The organism is Gordonia araii NBRC 100433 (assembly GCF_000241265.1).
Taxonomy (GTDB): Bacteria; Actinomycetota; Actinomycetes; order Mycobacteriales; family Mycobacteriaceae; genus Gordonia; species Gordonia araii.
Map to the genome: position 1 here is coordinate 1 of NZ_BAEE01000049.1, position 5,252 is coordinate 5,252.

Annotated in this window: 4 protein-coding genes; 1 reads left to right on the top strand and 3 read right to left on the bottom strand. The window is 57.0% G+C overall.

From position 1 onward, the window contains the following. A partial coding sequence (locus tag GOARA_RS19805) for a hypothetical protein (RefSeq protein WP_211599496.1) occupies nucleotides 1-1,026 on the top strand: 1,026 nt, incomplete at its 5' end. Nucleotides 1,027-1,539: 513 nt separating this feature from the next. Here the strand turns inward: GOARA_RS19805 and GOARA_RS08875 are convergent. From GOARA_RS08875 to GOARA_RS08885, 3 genes are all read right to left on the bottom strand, one after another. Next, the gene (locus GOARA_RS08875; protein ID WP_245548395.1) at nucleotides 1,540-1,809 is read right to left on the bottom strand and encodes a hypothetical protein; all 270 of its coding nucleotides are present in this window, start codon (nucleotides 1,807-1,809) and stop codon (nucleotides 1,540-1,542) included. 918 nt (nucleotides 1,810-2,727) lie between these two features. Next, nucleotides 2,728-4,836, bottom strand: coding sequence for a TPR repeat domain-containing protein (locus GOARA_RS08880; protein ID WP_138947617.1), 2,109 nt, complete (start codon nucleotides 4,834-4,836; stop codon nucleotides 2,728-2,730). A gap of 32 nt (nucleotides 4,837-4,868) precedes the next feature. Continuing rightward, the gene (locus tag GOARA_RS08885; RefSeq protein ID WP_007322013.1) at nucleotides 4,869-5,183 is read right to left on the bottom strand and encodes a hypothetical protein; all 315 of its coding nucleotides are present in this window, start codon (nucleotides 5,181-5,183) and stop codon (nucleotides 4,869-4,871) included. Nucleotides 5,184-5,252: the final 69 nt, after the last annotated feature.

Consider the following 5,252-nt stretch of genomic DNA (forward strand, 5'->3'; position numbering starts at 1 on the left):
ATAACCATCGAAACAGTTTTCGGCCTTTATCTTGAAGCCATACAGCGCGCAGCACGCCGAGAAATACAAACCGAATGGCGCTGTAACACCACACTATTCCAAGGTTCTCCGCTGTGTGGATGCGAGGGAGCGATAGCGAAACAAGCGCATGCGGTTGAGTTTGCGCAGTTGATGGTCCGTAGCCGCCGGTCGATGCCTGTTACCGACGAAGTGCGCGCGGAATTGCTAAAGAACTATCTGGTAAATTACGAGGAAGAGCTATGGCTGTCACCAGGCCACGCAATACACACCTTTTGGCCTCGGAGCGACGTCGATTACATAACCGACTTACAGACCGTCGAACCAATCGAATCGGCGATCCTTCAGCAACGTCAGCTAGAGGCGATCGACCACAGAACAGTCAATCTTTCAGTTCGCGATGATGACCTGTTCGCTGCTCAAGAGCAGTTGGCGACGGGTCTACCCGAGTACGGCCGTAACCTATTGACAGGCATCAACGCGTCGTCGGTAGTTGAGGGGATGGCGGCGAAACTTCGCACACCTGAACTGTATTCGAGACTCAACGACCGCGTGAAGGTGCTGGAAAGCGTTGTCAATACACGCTACGCCCGAAAGCAATCGCGACGGTCCATCGCGATTTCAGCTATCGGTCTCGGTATAGTCTTGATACTACTTCTGCCTCGCGTTGACGAACTTCTGAACAAGTTATCGGTGCTATCTCCGACGGGATCTAAGGTGGCCGCCCTTCGCGACTTCTTTGGCGGACCAGATCAAGCGACGGTCGCGGTCTACGTCGTGGCGATAGCATTGGCGACACTCGTGTTGTTCCGATTGAGCGTGCCGTACCCACGCACACGAAACCTGGTCTCAACACTTCGCGCGGCGTTCACTCGCTTGACGAGGCGAATCCCCTGGCTAAGACGCCTGAAGCGGCCGAAACCCAGCTTTGGATACGCGACCAAACATGATGTGATCGTTGAGAGACGAGGGCCAGACGGTGCCGGCAACGACGAAGATTACGACTAACCAGGCTTGCGCAAGACGAATTGTACGCCCCAGCATTATCGGCTTGGCTGGAAATCACCGTCGGAGCAATCCACTACTCCGCGCCGCGGATTGGCTCGGGCTCCTAGGGAGCAGCGACGAGCGCAAGCAAATTGCGGTCGATCTTCACATCCATGTAGGTCTTGTTCCTACCGAAGCTGTTGCCCTAGCGATGCACCCGACTTGCAATCCGATCGGTCAACAACGTCCGCACGTTCGAGGGCAACCCGGCCTGGTCATCGGCCAACGTGCCAACGTGAGCGGCACTCGACAGCTGTATCACCTTGCCCAACGCCTTCTGGAATTGCCTCAGTGCCCAGGCCACGAATGTCGGTGACGGACCCCGTCGAGCCCCGACGGCAGGGCATCGCATGAAGCTGTGTTGCCCCTGCGGGATCTCCACATAGTAGCCATTGCAAAGCGAATCAAGTCGATGTGAATGCGATACGGCCCGCACTATAAGGCCGCGCATCACCGTCTGTACGGTCTGGGCTTCTATTGCTTCCACCCGTCGCGTTTCATCTCCCACAACACATCACCACGAAGCCGCTCAGCAACGTCGTCGGGAATCGTCCACCCATTGACCCGACTCCACTCGAACCGGGCCTCATCCAAACGCGCACGAAACTCAGCCTTGAACGGCGACATCCGATCCTCGGCCTTCGCGAACTGCGCCCGAATCTCCTCTACCGTCGTCCCCTCCGGCGCCCGCAACGCCGCCACAATCATCGGCGACAACCCCTCCAACTCCTTCGACACAATCACTCCATTCCTGTAGCCGGCCAACCAGGGTCGGGGGGCAACAATCGACGCTCCTGGACGACACGACCGGGGATATCCGCACAATGCCCCCTGTTCGCCGAGGACGGCACGGTAATGTCCAGTAGTCTCCAATCGCCAAACACATCACGAGAAGGCATGTTTCGCGTCCCAGATTGCTTGACTGGTGGAATCCGCCCTGAGCGACGATAAGAGAACCACAACAACGGTCCAGGCTCGGTGAACATCGATTGGTCAACCATGCAGACTGCTACGACACCTTGAGCGGAATTCGGAATTCTCAGCTCCGGCGAGTCAGTGTCGTGGTAGTTCTTGGGAAAGGCACGAGCCCACAAGAAGATCGTTTGAGGTGGATCGTACCTGGCTAGCGGATTGTGCCATTCTCGCCACAACGGCTTTTGTCGGGTTGCCTCGAGATATCCTGGAAACAACCCACCTTTGCCAATATAGAAGCGTGATTGCAAGTAGGACTCGGCAATCGCCCGTACAAAGGTGCCGTCGGCAGAAGCGAGATCAAGGACAGGTGTCGGCAGCCAGCGAACTGGAAACTCCGCAGCGGACCGTGCAGCAAGCGAGGTAGATTCTGCACTAGGCGAGTTCGCCGATCGATCGCAGCCAGTCAAAGCTAAGGCCAGCACCGCCAACACTATCCCGCAGACGCTACTCCCACTCCGCCGGTCGGAACGTGGATCTTTCGACATTGTCTACCCTGGCTGATCCTGATCATTCTGAAGTTCTTTACCTTTCCGGAATCTAGTCTCAAACTTCTCAAATTTATCTGCGTTCTCGGCCATAAAATTCTGATAGCTCTTATAGACCTCTGGATCAGTAAATATCCGATTCACGTCCACGCGACCCTTATCGAAAAACTCGGGATTCGAGTCCCTTACTTCGGGATTCTCGTCAACGTACCCTATATTGGCTAAACTCCACCATGTTTGTGTCTGCGAGTGTAGGGATCTTCAAGGACTTTAAACCCTCAATCTGCTCGTTAGACATCGCCTCAGGGTATGTCGGTTGCGTAGCACCTGTCAGGGAGGCTACGAAGTCCTGTGGGACCGTGCCGGCCAATAGCGGACCAATGTAGGGAATGCTACCAACCAAGGAGGCCACGCGCATATACTCATTCGTTACGGCGTTGTATTGATTATTCGCCAATGCAAACTCTCGTCCTTGCTGGAGAATGATCTGAGCGTTCGATCCATCTATCATCGACTGATTTAGCTTGCCCGCAGCAAAACCCAACGCTCCGGCGTCAGGGTTCCCGTCATGCCCCAAGTGCGCCATGTACTGTTGCCACAGAATCGAGGCAGAGTTGATCGTCCTACCCGCTTCGGGGTCCGAGTTGAGCACCTTGAATAGCTGGTCAAGGTCGCCAGCCGTCATCGGCTTCACACCGTAGGTTTCGACGCCGTTTGGTCCTTCTGGGGCGCCACTGAATCCACCGAGATACTGTGACATTATCTCAGCAAGAGTCCGTGTAAGGTGAGGATTTATTTTTCCAATATTGCTATTCGATCCTACGTCGTTCTTTTGGGTCGGCAAGTCAGTGTCACCTGCACTCCAGTCAGAGGCCAGGTAGTGGCCAAGACTATCTGCGGCATTGCGCGCGAGTTCGGCCTGAAAGGCGTTGGGCGAATGCGCACCGTCTTTAAGCCAGCCGAATAGGTCGTCGATCCCTGTCCGTTCGGCACCCCACCGATAGTCTAGAATTCCGTCCAAATGCGCCCTGGTATCGTAAGTTGTTCCTGGCGTGCAAGTCGCGTTCATGTTCTCACCGGTGATGAAGTCATGGACTGCAATTTTGTCGGATGCTAGAGTAGCCGTCGCTTTGCTCATAAACTCCCGGAAATCATCGACCGGAATAGACCCCAGGCTGAGTTTATCGGTTGCTGTTGAGGGACCGATCTGCGCGATTTGCTTTAGCATCCCCCTGTCTAGATCAGTGCCCATGCGGTAGTCTCGATCACCACTTTCCACAAGTCCATGAAGATCCATCAGTTCTCGTAGGCGTGGTATTTCTACGTCGACTGTGGTGGGCGCCGCATGCCCGGCCTGCCCGAATCCCCTGTGCGCATCCACTTTGGTAACCAGTTTGGGGTCTCTAAGTAGCGATTGGACGTTCGATGGCAATAGCCCCATCCCGCCCTGGTCACCGGCCGAGGTACCAACATTGGGCGCGCTCGATAGCTGCATTGCGTTGCTCAACGCCCGATGGACTTGGTCTTGCTGCCCCTCAGCGCCGAGGCCCCGGATGTCGGTGACGGACATCCCGTCGAGGCCCGACAGCAGAGTACGCATGAAACTGTGCTGCCCTTGCGGAATCTCCACATAGTGGCCATTGCGAAGCGCGTCGATCTGTTCCGGCGTGAGATTGGTGGCTGCCTGCAACTGCTTCAGCTGAGCGGCCGTCAGCGGCTTGCCTGACCTCAAAGCATCGACGATCCCGTCTGCCGCCTTCGGATTGAGACCCGCCACCACCGGTGCGAGCGAACCCAACGCCCCGATAGCGCCATTCAGCTTCGACCGGCACGCCTGATCGGCGGTATGGAAGTCCAACGCCAAATTCTTCAACTTCACCGTGGCGTTCTTCGCCGTGTTGGCCCGGCTCGCCTTTAGCGCCGCCAGCCGCCGCTGCGCGGCCGGGTCATCGGCCGCCAACGCATCAGCCAGACCGTAGTTGTAACCATCCGTGACGGTCCAGTCCTGGGCGACGTTGTAGCCATCGGCCTCATATCCCTTGGCGGCTGACAACGATTCGTTCTGGTATCCCGACATCACCGACTGGCCGCTCCTGGCGGCATCCGCGATATCGCCCAATGCCTTAGCGACAGCCTTACGATCCGACGATTCGTCGATCGCCCGGTCCGAGGCAGCGAACTTGGCCTTCCCCGACCAGTCCAGTCCAGTGATCGCGTTCAGGATGGCTTGGGCGTCGCGTTGAACGCCTCCCTCGAACGTTCCAGCGTCAGACGCCGCCGTGCTCATCGGATCGAACTTGAAAGACTCCATCTGCGCTCTCGTCGGAATCACCTTGACCGCTCCTACGTTGATCGCGGCGCATCGTTGAGACTCCCGATCGCATGCAACCGCGCGGCAGCCATCTCATCCGTATCCACATATCTACTGGCCGACACGTCCAGCACATGGGCGAACTGCTCCCGGCGCCCGTCGAGCACCGACAACGCCGACGCGATCGCAGCGCCAGCAGCACGCAGCGCCCCAGACGTTTCAGTCGGCGCGATACTCATCGCCGCCCCGATGAAACTGTTGGCAGGATTCTTCGGCGGTGTCCAACCCCCACGAATCGTCGACGCAGCACCCCGCAATTCCTCCGGATCAACCCGCATACCGCTCATCCAGCCATCCCCTATCAATCACGAAATCAAGATGGCGAATAGCCTACAGTCGTTCCTTCAGATCCGGCA